At 69.8% G+C, this 19,491-nt stretch carries 18 protein-coding genes; 9 read left to right on the forward strand and 9 right to left on the reverse strand.

The window, feature by feature from the left end; translation table 11 throughout:
- Both AOZ49_RS27305 and AOZ49_RS27310 read right to left on the reverse strand, forming a co-directional pair.
- Positions 1–1,650: ABC transporter ATP-binding protein/permease (locus AOZ49_RS27305; RefSeq protein WP_054478878.1), on the reverse strand; the 1,650-nt coding region annotated here is incomplete at its 3' end.
- Between the two features lie 174 nt (positions 1,651–1,824).
- Positions 1,825–2,712, reverse strand: coding sequence for a LysR family transcriptional regulator (locus tag AOZ49_RS27310; protein ID WP_054435243.1), 888 nt, complete (start codon positions 2,710–2,712; stop codon positions 1,825–1,827).
- 120 nt (positions 2,713–2,832) lie between these two features.
- On the opposite strand from AOZ49_RS27310, the gene AOZ49_RS27315 reads away from it, so the two are divergent.
- From AOZ49_RS27315 to AOZ49_RS27330, 4 genes are all read left to right on the forward strand, one after another.
- Entirely contained in the window at positions 2,833–3,669 is an 837-nt protein-coding gene (locus AOZ49_RS27315) for an amidohydrolase family protein (protein ID WP_054478881.1), read from the forward strand.
- Positions 3,666–4,655: a tripartite tricarboxylate transporter substrate binding protein gene (locus tag AOZ49_RS27320; RefSeq protein ID WP_054478884.1), complete on the forward strand. Its 990-nt coding sequence runs from the start codon at positions 3,666–3,668 to the stop codon at positions 4,653–4,655. Before AOZ49_RS27315 ends, AOZ49_RS27320 begins: the two co-directional genes overlap by 4 nt.
- Before the next feature lie 116 nt (positions 4,656–4,771).
- Complete coding sequence (locus AOZ49_RS27325) at positions 4,772–6,502, forward strand: putative bifunctional diguanylate cyclase/phosphodiesterase (RefSeq protein WP_231690455.1); 1,731 nt, start codon at positions 4,772–4,774, stop codon at positions 6,500–6,502.
- Positions 6,503–6,554: 52 nt separating this feature from the next.
- The gene (locus AOZ49_RS27330; RefSeq protein WP_054478886.1) at positions 6,555–6,935 is read left to right on the forward strand and encodes an RNA-binding S4 domain-containing protein; all 381 of its coding nucleotides are present in this window, start codon (positions 6,555–6,557) and stop codon (positions 6,933–6,935) included.
- A 60-nt stretch (positions 6,936–6,995) separates the two neighbouring features.
- Here the strand turns inward: AOZ49_RS27330 and ppk2 are convergent, their stop codons facing one another.
- Positions 6,996–8,273: a polyphosphate kinase 2 gene (gene ppk2, locus AOZ49_RS27335; RefSeq protein WP_054435256.1), complete on the reverse strand. Its 1,278-nt coding sequence runs from the start codon at positions 8,271–8,273 to the stop codon at positions 6,996–6,998.
- Positions 8,274–8,468: 195 nt separating this feature from the next.
- On the opposite strand from ppk2, the gene AOZ49_RS27340 reads away from it, so the two are divergent.
- Together AOZ49_RS27340 and AOZ49_RS27345 are read left to right on the forward strand one after the other, a co-directional pair.
- Positions 8,469–8,912 carry a hypothetical protein gene (locus AOZ49_RS27340; protein WP_054435259.1) on the forward strand — a complete coding sequence of 148 codons (444 nt, stop codon included), beginning with the start codon at positions 8,469–8,471 and terminating at the stop codon, positions 8,910–8,912.
- 52 nt (positions 8,913–8,964) lie between these two features.
- Entirely contained in the window at positions 8,965–10,035 is a 1,071-nt protein-coding gene (locus AOZ49_RS27345) for a hypothetical protein (protein WP_054478888.1), read from the forward strand.
- A gap of 81 nt (positions 10,036–10,116) precedes the next feature.
- On the opposite strand, the gene AOZ49_RS27350 is transcribed toward AOZ49_RS27345, so the two are convergent.
- The 6 genes from AOZ49_RS27350 to AOZ49_RS27375 all read right to left on the reverse strand — a co-directional run bounded on the left by AOZ49_RS27350 (position 10,117) and on the right by AOZ49_RS27375 (position 16,065).
- Positions 10,117–11,313: a trans-sulfuration enzyme family protein gene (locus AOZ49_RS27350; RefSeq protein WP_054435266.1), complete on the reverse strand. Its 1,197-nt coding sequence runs from the start codon at positions 11,311–11,313 to the stop codon at positions 10,117–10,119.
- A gap of 16 nt (positions 11,314–11,329) precedes the next feature.
- Positions 11,330–11,986 carry a methionine ABC transporter permease gene (locus AOZ49_RS27355; RefSeq protein WP_054478890.1) on the reverse strand — a complete coding sequence of 219 codons (657 nt, stop codon included), beginning with the start codon at positions 11,984–11,986 and terminating at the stop codon, positions 11,330–11,332.
- Positions 11,967–13,073 (reverse strand): methionine ABC transporter ATP-binding protein, encoded by a 1,107-nt coding sequence (locus AOZ49_RS27360; protein ID WP_054478892.1) that lies wholly within the window; start codon positions 13,071–13,073, stop codon positions 11,967–11,969. Before AOZ49_RS27360 ends, AOZ49_RS27355 begins: the two co-directional genes overlap by 20 nt.
- 145 nt (positions 13,074–13,218) lie before the next feature.
- Positions 13,219–14,058, reverse strand: a complete 840-nt coding sequence (locus AOZ49_RS27365) for a MetQ/NlpA family ABC transporter substrate-binding protein (RefSeq protein WP_054478895.1) — start codon at positions 14,056–14,058, stop codon at positions 13,219–13,221.
- A 162-nt stretch (positions 14,059–14,220) separates the two neighbouring features.
- Complete coding sequence (locus tag AOZ49_RS27370; RefSeq protein WP_054478898.1) at positions 14,221–14,646, reverse strand: CopD family protein; 426 nt, start codon at positions 14,644–14,646, stop codon at positions 14,221–14,223.
- Between the two features lie 60 nt (positions 14,647–14,706).
- Positions 14,707–16,065: a spinster family MFS transporter gene (locus AOZ49_RS27375; protein ID WP_054478901.1), complete on the reverse strand. Its 1,359-nt coding sequence runs from the start codon at positions 16,063–16,065 to the stop codon at positions 14,707–14,709.
- A 159-nt stretch (positions 16,066–16,224) separates the two neighbouring features.
- Here AOZ49_RS27375 and AOZ49_RS27380 point away from each other — a divergent pair, with 159 nt between their 5' ends.
- The 3 genes from AOZ49_RS27380 (at position 16,225) to AOZ49_RS27390 (ending at position 19,491) form a co-directional block, all read left to right on the forward strand.
- Positions 16,225–17,217, forward strand: coding sequence for an AraC-like ligand-binding domain-containing protein (locus tag AOZ49_RS27380; protein ID WP_054478904.1), 993 nt, complete (start codon positions 16,225–16,227; stop codon positions 17,215–17,217).
- A gap of 163 nt (positions 17,218–17,380) precedes the next feature.
- Positions 17,381–18,478, forward strand: coding sequence for an NAD/NADP-dependent octopine/nopaline dehydrogenase family protein (locus AOZ49_RS27385; RefSeq protein WP_054478906.1), 1,098 nt, complete (start codon positions 17,381–17,383; stop codon positions 18,476–18,478).
- 2 nt (positions 18,479–18,480) lie between these two features.
- Positions 18,481–19,491, forward strand: coding sequence for a 3-hydroxybutyryl-CoA dehydrogenase (locus tag AOZ49_RS27390; RefSeq protein ID WP_082380602.1), 1,011 nt, complete (start codon positions 18,481–18,483; stop codon positions 19,489–19,491).

Below are 19,491 nucleotides of genomic sequence, written 5' to 3' on the forward strand. Positions count from 1 at the left end.
CAGCCCTTCATCGGTGGCCGAGGTGGCCTCGTCCAGGAACACGATGGCCGGCCGGTTGAACAGCACGCGCGCGAACGCCACGCGCTGCTGCTCGCCGATCGACAGGATGCGCGACCAGTCGGCCTCGTGGTCCAGCCGCGCCGCCAGATGCCCCAGATTCACCGCCCGCAGGGCCGCCGTCAGGCGCGCGTCGTCGCCGGCCCGCGCATGCCCGGGATAGGCCACGGCATCGCGCAGCTTGCCCAGCGGCAGATAGGGACGCTGCGACAGGAACAGCGCGGCCGCGCCCTGCGGCCGCCGCACCGTGCCCTGCGCGTAGGGCCACAGGCCCGCCAGGGCGCGCAGCAGGGTGGTCTTGCCGCTGCCCGACGGCCCCTTGATCAGCAGGGCCTGGCCCGGATGCAGCGCCAGATCCAACTGCCGCAGCAGCGCGCGGCCATCGGGACGCGACACGTCCAGTCCGCTGATTTCCATGGCGTCCGGCAAAGGCAGCGCCGCGATCGCCGGCAGCTCGCGCGCCGCCGCGTTGGCGTCGAGAAAGCCGGCCAGGCGGTTGAGCGTGGCGCGGTACTGCGCGAACGAATCGTACGAGGTGCGGAAGAACGACAGCGAATCCTGCACCTGGCCGAACGCCTGCGAGGTCTGCATGACGTCGCCCAGCTTGATCGCGCCGCTGAAGAAGCGCTGCGCCTGCAACAGGAACGGGAACACCACGGCCACCTGGCTCACCACCAGGTTGAAGCCGTCGAACTTCAGACCCCGGTACACCCGCGCCCACAGGTTGGCGATGTAGGCCGAGAAGCGCGCCCACAACGTCACCCGCTCGACTTCCTCGCCCTGATAGAAGGCCACGTTTTCGGCATTCTCGCGCAGCCGCAGCAGGGCGTAGCGGAAGTTGGCGGTGAGCCGCTCGGACAGGAAGTTCAGCAGGATCAGCGGCCGGCCGATGCGGAACGCGAACAAGGTGGCGACGAGCACATACACATACACCATGAACACCATGGCGCGCGGGATCTCGACACCCGCCACCTCGAGCGCGCCGGACAGGTTCCACAGGATGCCGGTGAACGCCACCAGCGACACCACGGCGCTCAACGCGCCGATCGCCAGCGAGCGTGATCCGGTCACGAACAGGGCGATGTCCTGCTCGATGCGCTGATCGGGGTTGTCGACCGGCTCGCCGACGAAATGGCCGCGGTAGTAGGCGCGCGCGCCGAGCCAGTCGCGCGTCAGGCTGTCGTTGAGCCAGACCCGCCAGTGGATGTCGAAGGCCTGGCCGGCGTAGCTGTCGATCAGGGTGCGGATCACGTGCACCGTGGCCAGCACCGAGAAGATGCCCAGGAAGCACCAGAACGCGTTCGGATCGAGCGCCTGCAGCGCGCTGTAGAAGCCGTTGTACCAGAACGAAAACAGCACGGTCATGCGCACCGAGAACATCGCCAGGAACAACAGCGCGGCCAGCGTCAGCAGCGGGCGCCAGCTGCGCCGCGGCGTCAGGTAGGGCCAGGCCAGGCGCCAGAACTTGCGCCCCCAGTCGGTCCAGCGCGCCAGCGCCAGCGTCGCCACTGCCAGCGCGACCACGCTGATGCCGAACGCGCGCGCCAGCCAGAGCGCGCTTTCCCACAGCTGTTGCTGCCAGTTCAGATCCATGAGCCACCCCTCTGATGCCGTTTCTGGTTAGAACGGCCGGGGCGGCGCGGTTCCGGCGCAAACGCCGTCTTAAGCGTGGCTTAAGTGTTCTCCGGCGTAACTGAAGGCGTCATGAAAGATCCCGGAAAGGCGCCGGGAAATGTTCGAGGATCTGGCAGTGATTGGCGCGGCGCGTCAGTGGCCGGCCAGGTCCAGGTTGGCGAACAGGTCGGCCAGCGTCGGCACCGAACGGGCCGGCCAGATCGCGCTCAGGTCGAAGCTGGGCAGGCGCTCGCCGTCGCGCACTTCGCAAAAGCGCACGCCGCGGAAATCCATCGAGCGGATCCAGCTGGGCAAGAGCGCCACGCCGCAGCCGCCAGCCACGCAGGCCAGCACGGTCAGGGTGCGGTTGGCCTCCTGCGCCACGTGGGCGTCATGGCCGCCCTTGCGCATGGCGTCGAGGATGTCGGCATAGAACGCCGGCAGTTGCGATTGCGGATACATCACCAGGCCGGCCTGCGCGATCTGCGCCATCGAGACCTGGCCATCGGCGGCGACGTCGAACTCGTCCGGCACGGCCGCCACCAGCCGGTCGCGCAGCAGCTGGCGCTCGCGCATGCGGCCGCCCACGGCCACCGGCGTATGCATCAGGCCGATGTCGATCTCGCCCGTCTGCAGCGCCTCGGCCTGCTCGGCGTTGCTCATCTCGCGCAGGATCACGCGCACGCCGGGCGCTTGCCGCCGCATCTCGCGCAGGGCCCGCGGCAGCGTGTCGAACAGCGCCGACGACACCAGCCCCACCGTCAGCTGGCCGGCGCTGCCGCGGCCGATCTCGCGGGCCCGGCGCGCGGCGGCGTCGATGCGCGCGACGCTGGCGCGCACGTCCTCCAGGATGGCCTGGGCCGCGGGGGTCGGCGTGGTGCCCTGGCGCGAGCGCTCGAACAGGCGCACGCCCAGGTCCTTTTCCATGCGTCCCAGGGCCTGGCTCAACGCCGGCTGGGCGATGCCCAGCCATTCGGAGGCGCGGCTGACGCTGCCGTGGTCCACCACCGCCAGGAAGTAGCGCAAATGCCGGGTTTCCATATCAATCCAATATAAATAAAGCAATTTTCCAGAATGGAAAACTATACCCTGTCTCCCTAGAATGCCGTTTACAGAACCTTACATAACGCGCGGGGCACGGACCCCGCCCAGGAGACTGCCTTGCCCCCCTCCGTCACCGGCCCCGCCGTCGACAGCCACGCCCACGTCTTCCTGCAGGGCCTGGCGTTGGCGGACACACGCCGCCACACCCCGGACTACGACGCCCCGCTGGCCCAATACCTGGGCCTGCTGGACGCGCACGGGCTGTCGCATGGCGTGCTGGTGCAGCCCAGCTTCCTGGGCACCGACAATAGCCACCTGGTACAGGCGCTGCGCGCCGCGCCGACGCGGCTGCGCGGCGTGGCGGTGGTGGACCCCGCGATCGACGCCGCCGGGCTGCAGGCCCTGGCCGCGGCCGGCGTGGTCGGCATCCGGCTCAACCTGATCGGCCTGGCCCTGCCCGACCCGCGCACGCCGGCGTGGCAATCCCTGCTGGCGCGCGTCAATGCGCTCGGCTGGCACGTCGAGGTCCACGTGCAGGCCGCGCGCCTGGCCGATATCATGCCGGCGCTGCTGCAGGCCGGCTGCCGCGTGGTGGTGGATCACTTCGGCCGTCCCGACCCGGCCCTCGGCGTGGCCGACCCCGGCTTCGGCTACCTGCTGCGGCAGGCCGCCAGCAGCCAGGTCTGGGTCAAGCTGTCCGCGCCCTACCGCAACTGGACCGGGGCGGCCTGTGCCAGCGCCGGCCGCGAGGCCGCGCGGCAACTGTTGGACGCCTACACGCCCGCCCGCCTCATGTGGGGCAGCGACTGGCCCCACACCGAGCATCGCCACCTGGCGTCCTACCCCGCGGCAACGCAGTGGCTGGACGACTGGATCGACGACCCCACGCAACGGCGCGCCGTACTCGCCGAGACACCGTTGCGGCTGTTCCAATTCCAAGGAGAATTCCAATGACCCCTCTGTTCCAACGCCTCGCGCGCCGCGCCAGCCTGCTGGCTGCCGCCGGTCTGCTGGCTGGCGCCGCCGGCACCGCTGCCGCCGCCTACCCCGAGCGCGCCGTCACGCTGGTCGTGACCTACCCGCCCGGCGGCACGGTCGACGTGGTGGCCCGCCTGATCGGCCCCAAGCTGGCGGCTGAACTGGGCCAGCCGGTGGTCATCGAAAACCGCGGCGGCGCCGGCGGCATGATCGGCGGCGCCGTGGTCGCCAAGGCCCAGCCCGACGGCTACACGCTGATGCTGGACGCATCCAACCACGCGCAGAACCCCGCGCTGCATTCCAAGATGCAGTTCGACACCCTGACCGCGTTCGCGCCGGTGTCGCTGCTGTTGCGCGTGCCCAACGTGCTGGTGGTGACCCCGTCGTACGAGGTCAAGACCGTGGCCGACCTGATCCGCCTGGGCCAGCCCGGCAGCAAGGACCACGTCTACTTCGCCTCGGCCGGCCCCGGCTCGGCCCAGCACCTGGCCGGCGAACTCTTCAACCTGCTGGCCAAGACCCAGCTGCAGCACGTCGCCTACAAGGGCGGCGGCCCGGCCATGATCGACGTCATGTCCGGCCAGGTGCCGGTGATGTTCGCCAGCATGGGCTCGGCCTGGCAGCACGTGAAGAACGGCAAGCTGCGCGCGATCGCCGTGGGCGGCTCGGAACGCTCCAAGGCGGCGCCGGACCTGCCCACCATCGCCGAATCCGGCGTGCCCGGCTACGAGACGTATGAGTGGAACGCGGTGTTCGCGCCGGCCGGCACGCCGCCGGAAATCGTCAACAAGGTTTCCCAGGCGCTGGCCAAGGTGCTGAAGGACCCGCAGATCGCCGAGCAGCTCGAAGGCATCGGCGCCGAGCCCATCGGCTCCACGCCCGCCGAACTCGACACCTTCCGCCGCGCCGAGATCGCCAAGTGGCAGCGCGTGGTCAAGGAAGCCGATCTGAAACTGGATTGAGTACTGCCGGGCGCATGCCGCCCGACAACCGGAATGCCGGTCTTGGACGCCCCTCGGGGCGTCCTTTTTTTTGGTTTTACGGCGGCTCTCCGATGCGATACAACAGCACTTCAAGCGTGCTCAGGGAAATCCGCAGCGAGATGAACCACGACAGCAACGAGCCTTCCTCCTTCCTCCCGCCCGCCGACGCCCGCCTCGCGGCCGGCGCCGACGGCGCCACGCTCGACGGTCTGGCCGACGGCTTCCTGTCGCTGGATCGCCACTGGCGCGTGCGCTACCTGAACCCGGCCGCCGAACGCCTGCTGCGACGCAGCAGGCTTGACCTCGTGGGACACGGCCTGTGGGACAGCTGTCCGGACCTGGTCGGCACCGGCTACTACGATGCCTGTCGCGGCGCCATGCAGACCGGCCGCCCGGCGCAGCACATCGGCTACTACGCGCCGCTGGCCAGCTGGTTCGAGGCCCGCGCCTTTCCGCACGAGGGCGGCCTGGCGGTGCTGTTCCGCGACGTCTCGCGCGAACGCGAGGAGACCGCCCAGCTCAGGTACCAGGCCACCCATGATTACCTGACCGGCCTGCCGAACCGGCGCCAGTGCATGGACACGCTGTCCACCGCCATCGCCGAGGCCGAGCAGGCGCTGGCCGCGCAGGGCCCGACCCTGGCGGTGCTGTTCCTGGACCTGGACCGCTTCAAGGAAGTCAACGACGCCTTCGGCCACGCCGAGGGCGACCTGCTGCTGTGCGACGTGGCGGAGCGGCTGCGCAAGTTCCTCACGCCCGCGATCTTCTGCGCCCGGGTCGGCGGCGACGAATTCCTGCTGGTGCTGCGCGGCACCAACGAGCGCGCGGCCGAGGCCCTGGCCAATTCGATCCTGAATGCGCTGTCGACGCCGAGCGACATCCACGGCCGCTCGGTCTCGCTGGGCGCCAGCATCGGCATCGCGCTGATGAACTCGCCCGGCGAATCGGCCGAGATGCTGCTGAACTATGCCGACGCGGCCATGTACGCGGCCAAGTCGGCCGGCCGCTTCCAGGTGCGGGTCTATCACCGCGAGCTGATGCAGGGGCTGGGCGCGCGCCTGTCGCTGCGCGGCGACATCCAGGGCGCGCTGGCCAACAACCAGTTCGAGCTGCACTTCCAGCCGCAGATCAGCATGCACGACGGCTCGCTGTGCGGCGCCGAGGCGCTGCTGCGCTGGCGCCATCCCACCCGCGGCCTGCTGGCGCCGGCCGCGTTCCTGGACGTGATCCTGGATTCGCCGATGGAGTCGGCGCTGACCGAATGGGTGGCCAACGCCACCTGCCTGCACATCAGCGAATGGCTGGGCGAGGGCCTGCCGGTGCCGCGCATCTCGTTCAACCTGTCGGCGCGCCAGCTGGTGGCGCCCGACCTGGCCAACACCATCGTGCGCCTGGCGCAGGTGCACGGCGTGCCGCCGACGCTGCTGGACGTGGAGGTCACCGAGAATTCGCTGATGAGCGACGTCGAGAAGGCCTCCGGCATTCTCGCGGCGCTGCGCGAGGCCGGCATCTCGGCGTCGCTGGATGACTTCGGCTCGGGCTATTCGAGCCTGGCGTACCTGGTGCGGCTGCCGATCGACACGCTCAAGATCGACCAGTCGTTCGTCTGGGCGCTGGGCAAGGTGCCGACCGCCACCGCCGTGATCCGCGGCGTGGTGCGGCTGGCGCATTCGCTGGGCATGCGCACGCTGGCCGAGGGCGTCGAGACCGAGGCGCAGCGCCAGATGCTGATCGAGGAAGGCTGCGACGCGATGCAGGGCTTCCTGTTCAGCCGCGCGCTGCCGGCCAGCGCCTTCGCCGCGCTGCTGCGCGAAGTGCCGCGCTGACGCGACCCGCTATCATGTCCGCCTGACGACCCGATTGATGGCGGCAATGACGATGGACAGGATACGGCTCGACAAATGGCTCTGGGCGGCGCGCTTCTACAAGACGCGCAGCCTGGCGGTGGACGAAATCGGCAAGGGCCGCGTGCAGGTCAACGGCCAGCCCGCCAAGCCGGCGCGCGAGGTCGGCCCCGGCGACGTGATCAGCATCCGCAAGGAAGACCCGCCCATCCAGGTGCGCGTGGTCGCCGTCAGCGGCGCGCGCGGCCCGGCGCCGGTGGCGCGCCAGCTGTACGAGGAAACCCCGGAAAGCGCCGCCGCGCGCGAACGCGCGGCCGAGATGCGGCGGCTGGCGCCCGAGCCGGCGCTGGACATCGCCGCCGGCCGGCCGACCAAGCGCGACCGGCGCCTGATCGACCAGATGCGGGGCAAGTGAAACGCTGCCGCGCCCGGGCCCGGGCAGACCCGGCGCGCCGGCCACGGCAAAGCGACAGCGCTACAGCGCCCGCCCCACGATCAACGGATCCAGCGCCAGTTCCGGGGCGCCGCTCTTGCCTTCGTACGGCAGGCGGCTGAGCACGTAGCGCATGGCGTTCAGGCGCGCGCGCTTCTTGCAATCCGACTTCACCACGATCCACGGCGCGTCGGCCGTGTCGGTGTGCGCGAACATCGCTTCCTTGGCGCGGGTGTAGTCGTCCCACTTGTCGAGCGAGGCCAGGTCCACCGGGCTCAGCTTCCATTGCTTGAGCGGATGCACCTTGCGTTGCAGGAAGCGGCGGCGCTGCTCTTCCTGGCTGACCGAGAACCAGAACTTGACCAGGTGGATGCCGCTGGTGACCAGGTGACGCTCGAAGTCGGGCACCTGGCGCAGGAACTGCAGGTATTCCTCCTGCGAGCAGAAGCCCATCACGCGCTCGACGCCGGCGCGGTTGTACCAGGAGCGGTCGAACATCACGATCTCGCCGGCGGTGGGCAGGTGCTGCACGTAGCGCTGGAAATACCATTGGCCGCGTTCGGTGTCGGACGGCTTTTCCAGCGCCACCACGCGCGCGCCGCGCGGGTTCAGGTGTTCCATCATGCGTTTGATGGTGCCGCCCTTGCCCGCCGCGTCGCGGCCTTCGAACAGGATCACCACGCGCTGTCCGGTGGCCTTGACCCAGGCCTGCAGCTTGAGCAGTTCGACCTGCAGCGCGTATTTCTGCTTTTCGTAATTGCGCCGCAGCATGCGGTGGCGGTACGGATAGATGCCCTCGCGCCAGTCGGTCGCCAGTTCCTCGTCGGGATTGCGGCGCACGGCCGGCGCCTGCACGTTGGCTTCGAGCAGCGCGCGATGCACCGCCACCGCGTCGTCGGGCGACAGTTCCTCGATCACCGAACGCAACGCCGCATGGGCCTCGCCCGATTCGCCGACCTGGTAGCGGCGAGCGATGTCGGCCAGCACCGCCGAGGTCTCCTGGCGCGCGGCGACTTCCCGCGCATTGACGCGCTTGCGCGCCTGGATCGCCGGCTCGATGGCGGGCAAGCCGGCCGGGGTCGCCAGCGTGGCCGCCGGCGGCTGGGCGGACTTGGCCGGCTTGTCGGCGCGGGCGGCGCGCGTGGACTTGGGCGTCGCGGCGCCGCTGGCGGACCGCGCCGCGGCCGGCGTGCGCTTGGCGGCCGGGGCGGATCGCGTGGTCTTGCGCGGCGCGGCGGTGCGCTTGGCGGCGCGCGGCGCGGAGGTATCGTCCTTGTTCTCGCCGGGCGATACGGAAGCTTGCGGGTTCTTGTCTGTCATCGTTGCAATCCTTGCTGCGCGTGAGGTCCGAGCCACGGCGGCCGGCCAGTCGCCGGCGACCCGTCAGGAAAAAACATCTACCCTAACTGGCGTGCCGAGGCCGGGCGTTGACGTGGATCAATGCTTGTAACATTGCGGCAGCAATCCGCGCCGCTACACTGCCCGCTGTCCTCTTTCGAGTGCCCCCTTGCCGCCATGTGGTCCCTGCTCAAACGGCTGCTCACCGGCCCGCCCGCGCCGCCCGATCCCTACGCCGAAACCATCCGCTTCGATGACAGCGGCTTCACCCGCGCCATGGGCGACGAAGCGACGGGCGGCCGGCGCCAGTTCTGGCCTTGGGAGGCCATCGACGAATTCGGCTTCCAGTTCACCGAGGCGCTGTTTCCCGACCCGTGGGTGGGCGACTACATGGAAGGCCTGTGGTACGTCCGGGTCCACGACGAAGGCTCGCTGATGGCGGTGGCGTTCGGCCAGGAACATCTCGACCTGGCCGCCCTGCCCCCGGCCTTGCTGCGGCACATGCCGGGACTGGACGTGCAGGCCCTGCGCGAGGGATTGGCCGTGGCCAAGCGCGGTATCCATCATTTCGAGGGCGAGGGCACCTGGGTGGCCTGGCGGCGCGATCCGCATTGCACCTGAAAAGCCCTCACGGTAACATCTGCGGCTAAATATTTCGTGGCTGCCGCCCGCCGTGGAAACGCGTAGAGAACCCACCCTGAACCCGGAAGGCGCCGGCACGCCGATGCCGTTCGCGACATCGGCAACGCCCGAATCCGCGCGACCCAGCCGCGCCCTGCGGACGTGGACCTGGATCCTGTACATCGGTTTGTGGCTGCTGGCGCTGATGTTCAAGTCCGACGGCGCGGCCGGCGTCGCCGATCCGGCCGAATCGATGAGCTACCGCGTCGGCGGCGCGGTCGGCAGCGCCATCGCGCTGCTGCTGCCCGCCGCCCTGGTGATCCTGGTCCTGTCGCTGTTCAAGCGCTTTCGCACGCCGCTGCATCGCATGCGCGCCACGTTCGCCACGGGCCTGGTGCTGGCCGCCGCGGCCGCCGTCCTGGCCGGCCTGTCGGCCTATCGCGAAACGCAGAAGGCCACCGCGCTGGCCGAGATCCGCCGCACCGGCGAATGGATGCGCGCCGCGCTCAACGCGCCCGACCATCCGCCCGGCGACGTGCCGAACATCGACGCCACGCCCAAGGCGCGCGGCGTGTACGGCGAGATCGAGCGCGGCGTCAAGATCATCCTGGGACAGCGGGTGGCGCAGTACCGCGCCTACATGAAGGAGCTGGACGAGGTGCGGCTGTCCGACCTCTTCATCCCCAACCGGCTGGCGCGCGATCGCGGCATGGTGGAAAGCCGGCTGATCCTGGAGCAATCGCAGCGCGTGGTGCAGAAGTACAGCCAGCAGAACCAGCGGCTGCTGGCCGACGTGCCCGTCACCATCCGCTCGCTCGACCTGAGCGATCAGCAGAAGGACCGCATGGTCGAGGGCGCGATCAAGTCGCGGCCGCAGCAGAAGGCGACCCTGGCCCGCAACTGGGACCTGGAGCGCCAGACCCTGGACGAGTTCGAGAAGATGATCGCCCTGCTCGACGACAACCGCCGCTCGTGGCGCGTGGAGCACAACGAGATCGTGTTCGACCGCGACAGCCTGCTGAACCGCTTCCGCGCGCACCAGCTGGCGGTGCGCAAGCTGACCGAGGAACGCGCGCGGCTGGAGTCGCAGCAGTTCGACAGCCTGACCTCGGTGCTGCGCTGAAGTGCTGCGCCTCTGTGCTGCTGCACTGAGGCGCCGCGCCGAGACGCCCTGCCGAGATACCGCGCCGAGACGCCGCGCCCGTCAGGTCCCCGCCGCGTCCAGCCCCTGCTTGAGATCCGCCAGGATGTCGGCGGCGGTTTCCAGCCCGACCGACAAGCGCAACAGGCCTTCCGACAAGCCATACTTTTCGCGGTCTTCGGCCGTGTAGCTGGCGTGCGTCATGGTGGCCGGATGCTGGATCAGCGTTTCCGGATCGCCCAGGCTGACGGCGATGCGCGCCAGCTTCAGGCTGTTCAGCAAGCGCCGGCCCGCCGCCACCCCGCCCTTCAGTTCGAACGCCACCAGGCCGCCGCCGGCCGCCTGCTGGCGCTGCGCGATCTCGGCGCCGGCCGTGCCCGCCAGACCCGGATAGAACACGTCGGCCACCGCCGCGTGCTCGCGCAGGAACTTCGCCACCTTCAGCGCCGACTCGCTGTGGCGCTCGACCCGCAGTTCCAGCGTCTTCAGGCCGCGCAGCACCAGGAAGGCGGTGAACGGCGACAGCGTCGCGCCGGTGAAATAGCGCAGGCCCTGCAGGCGGATCGCGTCGATGTGCTGCTTGCGGCCGACCACTGCGCCGGCCAGCAGATCGCCGTGGCCGCCCAGGTACTTGGTGGCCGAATGCAGCACGATGTCGGCGCCATGCTGCAGCGGCCGCTGCAGCACCGGCGTGGCGAAGGTGTTGTCGACGATCGTCAGCAGGCCCTTGCCGCGCGCGATGGCCGAGATCGCGGCGATATCGACCAGCCGCAGGTTGGGATTGGCCGGCGTCTCGAAATAGACGGCGCGGGTCTTGGGGCCGATGGCGGCGGCCACCGTTTCCGGGCGCGTGAAGTCGGCGAACACGGCGTTGATGCCCAGGCGCGGCAGCCCCTGCGCGAACAGCGTGAAGGCGGTGCCGTAGACGATCTGGTCGACCACGATCTCGTCGCCGCTCTGCAGCAGCGACAGCAGCGTGGCCGAGATCGCCGCCATGCCGGAGGCCGTGACCACGCCGGCCTCGGCCCCTTCGAGCGAGGCCAGCCGCTCTTCCAGCAGCGCCTGCGTCGGGTTGCGGGTGCGGCCGTAGACGTAGCCCGACTGTTCGCCCAGGCGGATGCGGTCGAAGGCCTCGATGCTGTCCTGGGTGTAGGTGGACGTCAGGTAGAGCGGCGGCGACAGCGCGCCCTGCTCGTCCAGCGGGTCGTAGCCCAGGTGGATGGCGCGCGTGGCGAAGCCGTGGTGTTGCGTGTCGGACATGGGGGACCTCCAGGAGTCAGCGCTTGTGGTCGGCGCGGCGCGAGAGCCATTCGCCGGTGAATTGCACGATCGAGACCAGCGCGATCAGGATCACGATCACTTCGAACATCACGCGGGTCTCGTAGCGTTCATAGCCATAGCGGATGGCCAGGTCGCCCAGGCCGCCGGCGCCCACCGCGCCGGCCATGGCCGAGGCGTTGATCATGGCGATGACGCTGACGGTCATGCCGCCGATGATGCCCGGCAGCGCCTCGGGCAGCAGCACGTGGCGCACGATGTGCCAGCGGCGGCAGCCCATGGCGCGGGCGGCCTCCACCAGGCCGTGGTCGACATCGTTCAGGCTGACCTGGGCGATGCGCGCGAAGAACGGCACCAGGTTGGCCGACAGCGGCACGATCGCGGCCCAGGTGCCGAGCGTGGTGCCGATCAGCATGCGCGTGAACGGCAGCATCGCCACCAGCAGGATGATGAAGGGGATGGCGCGGAAGGTGTTCACCGTGATCGACAGCGCCTTGTTCAGGCGCGGCCGCGGATACAGGTTGCCCGGCGCGGTGACGGTCAGCACCACCGCCAGCGTCAGGCCGGCGGCGATCGCGATGATCGCGGACACGCCCACCATGGTCAGCGTCTGCAGGAATGCCTGCAGGTATTTATCAAGCATCGACAGCGACATAGCCCAGCACCTTGATCTGATCGGCCACCAGCGCGGCGCGCGCGGCCTCTTCCTGTAGAACCGCCGCGGGCACCGACACCAGCAGGCTGCCCTGGGCGTGGCCGCGCAGGCGGTCCAGCCCGCCATGCAGCAGCGTCGCGCCCGGCCCCAGCGCGGCCAGCGCCTGCAGCGACACCCCTTGCGGCCGGCCCTGGCCGGTGAAGCGCAGCCGCAGCACCGCCACGCCGGGCCGGCCTTGCAGGTCCGGCACCAGCCGCGCCGCCAGATCGGCCGGCAGGTCGTGCTGCAACGGCCGCAGCAGGGCTTGCGTGGCATCGGCCCGAGGATTGCCGAACACGCGCCAGACCTCGCCATGCTCGACGTTGCGGCCGCCGTCCAGCACCAGCACCCGGTGGCAGACCTCGCGGATCACCGCCATGTCGTGCGTGATCAGCACCACGGTCAGGCCCAGCTTGCGGTTGATGTCGCGCAGCAGCGCCAGGATCGACTGCGTGGTTTCCGGGTCGAGCGCGGAGGTGGCTTCGTCGCACAGCAGGATCTCGGGGTCGTGCACCAGCGCGCGGGCGATGCCCACGCGCTGCTTCTGGCCGCCGGACAGCTTGGACGGATAGGTGTCGGCCTTGTCGCGCAGCCCGACCAGGTCCAGCAGCGCGTCGACCTTGGCGCGCGCCTCGGCCGGCTTGACGCCCGCCACGCGCAGCGGCAGGGCCACGTTCTGCGCCACGGTCTTGGCCGACAGCAGGTTGAAGTGCTGGAAGATCATGCCGATGCGGCGCCGCAGGCCGACCAGCGCATCCTCGTCCAGGCTGCCGACGTCCACGCCGTCGACCCGCACGTGGCCGGCGCTGGGCCGCTCCAGCATGTTGATCGAGCGCAGCAGGGTCGACTTGCCGGCGCCGCTGCGGCCGATGATGCCGAACACCTCGCCGCGGGCGATGGAAAAGGAGATATCGGACAGCGCCGCCACCGGGCCCTGCGGCCCCTGGTAGTGCTTGCGCAGCCCGTCGAAAACAATGTGCGCGTCGCGCGCCGCGCCGGCCTCGGCCTGCTCGGCCGCGTCCGGCAAGGAAAACTCGTGTTGCATCATGCCCTGTCTCCGAGCCGCCTGGTAAGGCGGGGGCCTCGCCTGGCCCGGCATCCGATCACCGGCCTGTGCGAGGCGCCTTGTGGTGTGAACCGGCGCCTGGGTTGATCGCGGCGCCGGCTGGCGCCGCCACACCCGACGCGCAAGTTCAGAAGACCGGAATGACCGAGCCTTCGTACTTGCTCAGGATGAACTGGCGCACTTCCTCGGAGTGGTAGGCCTTGACCAGCTCGGGCACCCAGGGCGCGTTCTTGTCTTTCTCGCGCACGGCGATGATGTTGACGTAGGGGTTGTTCTCTTTCTTCTCGACCGCGATGCCGTCGCGCGTGGCGATCAGCCCGGCCTGGTAGGCGAAGCTGTTGACGATGGCGGCGGTGTCGACGTCGGGCAGCGAGCGCGCCAGCACCACCGAGGCGCTTTCGACGAAGTTGAGCTTGCGCGGATTGGACGTGACGTCGGCCAGCGTGGCCGTGCCCGTGGCCGGATCGAAGCCGTCCTTGAGCGTGATCAGGCCCTGGTCGCGCAGGATCACCAGCGCGCGGGTCTGGTTGCTGGGGTCGTTGGGGATGCCGACCTTGGCGCCCTCGGGCAGGGCCTGCAGCGACTTGTACTTCTTCGAATAGAAGGCGATGGGCGAGATCAGCGTGTTGGCCACCGGCACCAGCTTGTAGCCGCGCTGCTTGATCTGGTCATTCAGGAACGGGATGTGCTGGAACGCGTTGGCCTCCAGGTCGCCGTTGTTGAGCGCCTCGTTGGGGCTGGCGGTGCCGGTGATGACCACCGGCTCGACGGCCAGGCCGTTCTTCTTGGCGACCTGCGCCACCACTTCCCAGATCTGTTCGTCGACGCCGCCGCGCACGCCGACCTTGAGCGGCTTGGGATCGGCCGAGAACGCCGGCCCGTGGAACATCGCGGCGGCCGCCAGCACGGCGCCCAGCAGGGCCTTGGCCAACGTGCCCAGGCGGGCGGATTCAGTACGGGGAGTCATATGGAAATCGCCTCTCAGTCGATACGGTTATGAGCAGACGATTCTAGGGATGGCCCCCGCGGGCGCGAACGAATAGTTCGTTGAGTCGTTATTACAGGGGTGTTTGGATATGGCGCCGGCGCATAAGCGGCGGCGCCCGGCGCCAATGGCGCGCGCCGTGCCTCAGAACGGCTTGACCACCACCAGCGTCACGATGACCGCCGCCGCGACCACCGTGAGCGGCGCGTACAGGTCGACCAGCGGCGCGCGCTTGGCGCTGCCCTGGGACTGGCGGCGCAAGGCGGCGCTCTGCACGCCGAGCAGGCCCGACAGGACCAGCGCCAGCGCGATCTTGATCCAGATCCAGGTCATCGCGAACCAGCCGAAGGTCACCGCCAGGTGCAGGCCGACCAGCCAGGCCAGCACCATTGCCGGCGTGGTCACGAACAACGTCCAGCGGCGCAGCGCGCCCAGTATCTTGCGCTCCTTGGGCGCCTCGTCGCTGTCAGGCGGCTGCGACGACAGCAGGAACAGCGACACGAACAGGGAGCCGCCCAGCCATGCGACCACGGCGGCGACATGCAGCATTTTGAGTAGTTGGTAGGTCATGCGCGCGATTATCGCCGGTGTGGCGCGCGCCGGGGTGGGATCGGGTCCGACGTGTTTGCGCTAGGGCAAAGCGGCGCGTTCGCCCTCTTCCCGCGCCAGGCTGCGCCGGTACCTGCCACAACCCGCCGCCAGCAGGCCGATGCAGGCCAGCGTGGCCACGCCGATCAGCAGCGACATGGAATGCCCCACCGCCGCCGGATTGTGGAACAGGCGGTCGGTCAGCAGCGCCACCGCCGTGGTGCCCAGGCCCAGCCCGACCAGGTTGGAGATCAAGAGGAACAGCGCCGACACCTGCGCCCGCAGCTGGTTGGGCGGCAGGATCTGCATGGCCGCGGTCGAGGTCGGCATGGGGAACGAGGCGAAGAACATCGCCGGCAGCAGCAGGCCCACCGACAGCCACAGCCCGTCCACCTGGGTGAAGGCCACCGCCGGCAGCGCCATGCCGATCGCGCCGATGACGCCGGCGCGCAGGGGCGCGTCGCTGTAGCCGCGCCGCGCCAGCCAGTCCATCAGCCAGCCGCCGCAGAACACGCCGGCGGTGTTGGCCACCAGCACCACCGTGCCCAGCATGTAGCCCGCCTCCACCGGCGACATGCCGAACTTGCGCATGTAGAAGGCCGGCGTCCAGCCCAGCAGGCAGAACAGGATCATGGCGTAGAACGAGAACCCCAGGTAGTGGCAGCAGAACGTGCCGCGATGGCGCCCCAGGAAGCGGAATACGTCGCCCGCCGTCGGCTTCTGCACGCGGCCGCTGGCGTCGTGGCGCAGGCCCTTGCGCTGCGGATCGCGCACGGTCAGCAGGATCAGCAGCGCCACCAGCACGCCGGGCAGGCTGACGATGAAGAAGGTTACCTGCCACGGCCGCAGGTCGCCCACCGCGGGCACGTGCACGCTGTCCACGCTCTTGAGCAGATCGATGACGTAGCCGCCGATCAGGAACGCCAGGCCGCCGCCAATGAACGAACCGATCGAATAGATGCCCACCGCGCGGCCCAGCTTGTGGCGCGGGAACATGTCGCTGAGCATCGAATACGTGGCCGGCGACAGCGCGGCCTCGCCCACGCCCACGCCGATGCGCGCCAGGAACATCTGGCCGAAGTTCCTCGACAGGCCGCAGGCCGCGGTCGCCAGGCTCCAGAAGGCCACGCCGATGGCGATGATGCGGGGCCGCGAATAGCGGTCCGCCAGCAGCGCGATGGGAATGCCCATGAAGGCGTAGAACAGCGAAAAGGCCAGCCCGTGCAGCAGGCTGAACTGCGTATCCGAGAGCTGCAGATCGCGCTTGATGGGCTCGATCATCAGGGCCAGGATCTGCCTGTCGACGAACGAAAATATGTACGCTAGCATGCAGATCAGGACGACATACCACTCGTAGGCATAGCGCTTTTGCGCCGCGTCGTTTCCGGTATCGCCCGTCATGTTTTTCCCTTGTATCGCAGCGGGATCGCGCCATCCGCGTCAGGGCGGCGGCGTCCCGCTGTCTGGTTCGCCATTTCGATGGCTGCATCTGTTGTAGGCCTTTGCGCCGGCCGGCTCTATACCGGGCGCGCAACGGCTATTCCCGGGGCGCAGGAAAGCATGTTCCACGATACCTATCCGCTGCAACGCCATTGCCTGCTGGATTCGGGCAATGTCTCCGAAATCACCGACCAGGTCAGCCAGCACCTGTGGTCGCACCGCATGTGCGTGGCCCCGGGCGAGCCGCTGCAATCGCGCCTGTACGGCGTGTTCTTCGGCAGCGCCGCGCTGTTCGACCTGCACTACGGCGCCGAGGTCGAGATCGACGCCGGCGACATCGCCCGCTACTACCTGGTGCGGGTCACGCTGCAAGGCGCCGGCGAGGTCACGCTGGGCAAGCGCAGCGCGGCCCTGCGCGAGGGCGGCCTGACCATCTCGTCGCCGTCCGAGCGCAGCATCCTGCGCATCGGCCAGGACTGCCGCAGCCTGATCCTGCGCATCGAGCGCGAGGCGCTGGAACGGCAATTGCAGCAGCTGCTGGAACGCCCGCTGCGGCAGGCGCTGGTGTTCGACCTGGAGGCCGCGCCCGGCTCGCCGGGCCTGGCCGCCGTGCAGGAGACGCTGGACTACCTGTGCCGGCTGTACCGGCACCCCGCCATCGAGGGCGTGACGCAGACGCTGGCGGCGGGCTTTTCCGATTACCTGGCGTCGCTGCTGCTGATGCAGCTGCCGCACAATTACTCCGAGGCCCTGCGCGCCGACCGCCGCCAGCCGCTGCCGCTGCACGTGCGGCGGGCGCGCGACTACATCGAGGACCACATCGACGCCCCCATCGCCCTGCCCGACCTGGCGGCCCATTGCGGCGTCTCGATCCGCACGCTGCAGAACGGCTTCACCCAGTTCCTCAAGCAAAGCCCCAGCGACTATCTGCGCAACCGCCGCCTGGCGCGGGCGCACGCGGCGCTGGCCGAGGCGCGCGACGGCGACAGCGCCACCGACATCCTGCTGCGCTGCGGCGTGACCAGCTTCGGCCACTTCGCCACGCATTACCGCAAGCGCTACGGCTGCCTGCCGTCGGAAACGCTCAGGCAACGCCGCGCCCGCGCCTGTTGACGCGCGCGGCGATGCGCCGCGCGGAGACCCGACCTCGCCGCATGGCGGCGCCGCGGCCGCCCGCAGCAATTCCGTTGCCGATTCCGTATGCCACTTGCGCCTGCGGCGCAGCCTCGCCCGTGCGCCATCGATAGGATCGAAGCTCTCTCGAAGGAGCTTGATCATGCGCATCGGCGTTATTGGAGGCGGCCACGGCTGCTACGCGGCGGCCGTCGACCTGGCGGAAAAAGGACATCAGGTGCGCCTGTGGCGCCGCGACGGGGCGGCCTTCGACGGCCTGCGCCGCGCCGGCGCCCTGGAGGTCACCGACTATCGCGGCACCCGCCGCATCGCGCTGGGCGACGGCCCCGGCCAGATCGAACTGGCGGCCTCGCTGGCGGATGCCACGGCGGACGCGCCGCTGCTGGTGATTCCGCTGCCGTCCACCACGCACGCCGCGCTGGCGCCCGAGCTGGCGCCGCACCTGCGCGACGGCCAGGTGGTGTTCCTGCCGCCCGGCACCTTCGGCAGCTACCTGTTCGCCCGCGCCCTGAAGGACGCCGGCAACCCCGCCGAGGTCGCCTTCGCCGAGACCGGCACCCTGCCCTACCTGGCGCGCAAGCACGGCGACCGCGTCGTCATCAGCGCCTACGCCACCCGCCTGCCCACCGGCGTCTTCCCGCGCCGCCTCGCCGGCCGCGCGTTCGAGACGCTGGCGCAGGCCTATCCCGGCATCGAACCGATCGAGGACGCGCTGTCCGGCGCGCTGATGAACGCCGGCCCGGTGATCCATCCGCCGCTGATCCTGATGAACGCCGGACCGCTCGAACACTTCGAGCGCTGGGACATCCACAACGAGGGCACGCAGCCGTCGATCCGCCGCGTGACCGATGCGCTGGACGCCGAACGCATCGCCATCCGCACCGCGCTCGGCTACGCCGCGCCGCACTTTCCGCTGGCCGACCACTACGCCAGCGAGGGCGACGAATGGATGTACGGCCGCGGCGCCCACGGCAAGCTGACCGACAGCGGCGACTGGCGCGAGACCATCGACCTGGGCGCGCACCGCTACATGCTGGAGGACACGCGCCTGGGCCTGTCGTTCCTGGTGTCCACCGGGCGCTGGGCCGGCGTGCCCACGCCGGTCGCGCAGGGCCTGCTGAGCGTGGCCTCGGCGGTCACCGGCCGCGACCTCTACGCCGAGGGCCGCACGCTGGAGGCGCTGGGGCTGGAAGCCCTGTCGCGCGCCGACATGGCCGCGCTGCTCGCGCAAGGATGCTGACCATGGAACGGACCTTGTGCGTGGTCGGCGCCGGCCGCATGGGCATGGGCATCGCCCTGTCATACATCCATGCCGGACTGGACGTCACGCTGATCGACATCAAGCCGCGCGCGCGAGGCGAGCGCGCCGAGACCTTCGCCCGCGTGCTGGGCGGCCTGCGGCGCGAACTGGCCACGCTGGTGCGGCTGGGCCTGCTGGACGAGACGCAGGCCGACACCGCGCTGGGCCGCGTGCGCCTGATAGCGCGCGAGGACGCCCTGGCCGACCTGGCCCGCGCCCGCGTGGTGTTCGAGGCGGTGCCCGAACAGCTCGACATCAAGCGCGACACCTTCGACTGGCTCGGCCAGGCCTGCGCGCCGGACAGCGTCATCGCCTCCACCACCTCGACCTTCCTGGTCACCGAGTTGGCCGACATGGTGCGCGCGCCCGGCCGCTTCCTGAACGCGCACTGGCTCAACCCCGCCTACCTGATCCCGCTGGTGGAAGTGAGCCGCGGCCCGCGGACCGACGACGCGGCGTTGCAGGACCTGCTGGCGGTGCTGCGCCTGGCCGGCAAGACGCCGGTGCAGTGCGCTCCCGCGGCCGGCTACATCGTGCCGCGCATCCAGGCCCTGGCGATGAACGAAGCGGCCCGCATGGTCGAGGAAGGCGTGGCCAGCGCCGAGGACATCGACACCGCCGTGCGGCTAGGCTTCGGCCTGCGTTTCTCGGTGCTGGGCCTGCTGGAGTTCATCGACTGGGGCGGCGGCGACATTCTCTACTACGCCTCGCGCTACCTGCCCGGCGCGCTGGACCCGCGCTTCGCGGCGCCGGCCATCATCGAACGCAACATGGAACAGGGCCGCAACGGCCTGCGCGAAGGGCAAGGCTTCTACGACTACGCCGGCATGGACGTGGAGGCGTACAAGCTGCGGCGGCTGGGCGAGCTGTGCGCGCGGCTGGAGCTCATGGGGCTGCTACCGAAGTTCGATGGCGCTTCCGCAGGGTCGAAAGGCGCATCTCCTCCTGCATAG

Origin of the sequence: Achromobacter sp. 2789STDY5608615, from assembly GCF_001298995.1 — a bacterium.
In the GTDB taxonomy this organism is placed as follows: domain Bacteria; phylum Pseudomonadota; class Gammaproteobacteria; order Burkholderiales; family Burkholderiaceae_B; genus Achromobacter; species Achromobacter insuavis.

Bases quoted from the DNA above. Each gene is read 5' to 3' on its own strand.
- AOZ49_RS27310 (WP_054435243.1), bottom strand. From the start codon at position 2,712: ATGGAAACCCGGCATTTGCGCTACTTCCTGGCGGTGGTGGACCACGGC.
- AOZ49_RS27320 (WP_054478884.1), top strand. From the start codon at position 3,666: ATGACCCCTCTGTTCCAACGCCTCGCGCGCCGCGCCAGCCTGCTGGCT.
- AOZ49_RS27330 (WP_054478886.1), top strand. From the start codon at position 6,555: ATGGACAGGATACGGCTCGACAAATGGCTCTGGGCGGCGCGCTTCTAC.
- ppk2 (WP_054435256.1), bottom strand. From the start codon at position 8,273: ATGACAGACAAGAACCCGCAAGCTTCCGTATCGCCCGGCGAGAACAAG.
- AOZ49_RS27340 (WP_054435259.1), top strand. From the start codon at position 8,469: ATGTGGTCCCTGCTCAAACGGCTGCTCACCGGCCCGCCCGCGCCGCCC.
- AOZ49_RS27350 (WP_054435266.1), bottom strand. From the start codon at position 11,313: ATGTCCGACACGCAACACCACGGCTTCGCCACGCGCGCCATCCACCTG.
- AOZ49_RS27355 (WP_054478890.1), bottom strand. From the start codon at position 11,986: ATGTCGCTGTCGATGCTTGATAAATACCTGCAGGCATTCCTGCAGACG.
- AOZ49_RS27360 (WP_054478892.1), bottom strand. From the start codon at position 13,073: ATGATGCAACACGAGTTTTCCTTGCCGGACGCGGCCGAGCAGGCCGAG.
- AOZ49_RS27365 (WP_054478895.1), bottom strand. From the start codon at position 14,058: ATGACTCCCCGTACTGAATCCGCCCGCCTGGGCACGTTGGCCAAGGCC.
- AOZ49_RS27370 (WP_054478898.1), bottom strand. From the start codon at position 14,646: ATGACCTACCAACTACTCAAAATGCTGCATGTCGCCGCCGTGGTCGCA.
- AOZ49_RS27375 (WP_054478901.1), bottom strand. From the start codon at position 16,065: ATGACGGGCGATACCGGAAACGACGCGGCGCAAAAGCGCTATGCCTAC.
- AOZ49_RS27380 (WP_054478904.1), top strand. From the start codon at position 16,225: ATGTTCCACGATACCTATCCGCTGCAACGCCATTGCCTGCTGGATTCG.
- AOZ49_RS27385 (WP_054478906.1), top strand. From the start codon at position 17,381: ATGCGCATCGGCGTTATTGGAGGCGGCCACGGCTGCTACGCGGCGGCC.
- AOZ49_RS27390 (WP_082380602.1), top strand. From the start codon at position 18,481: ATGGAACGGACCTTGTGCGTGGTCGGCGCCGGCCGCATGGGCATGGGC.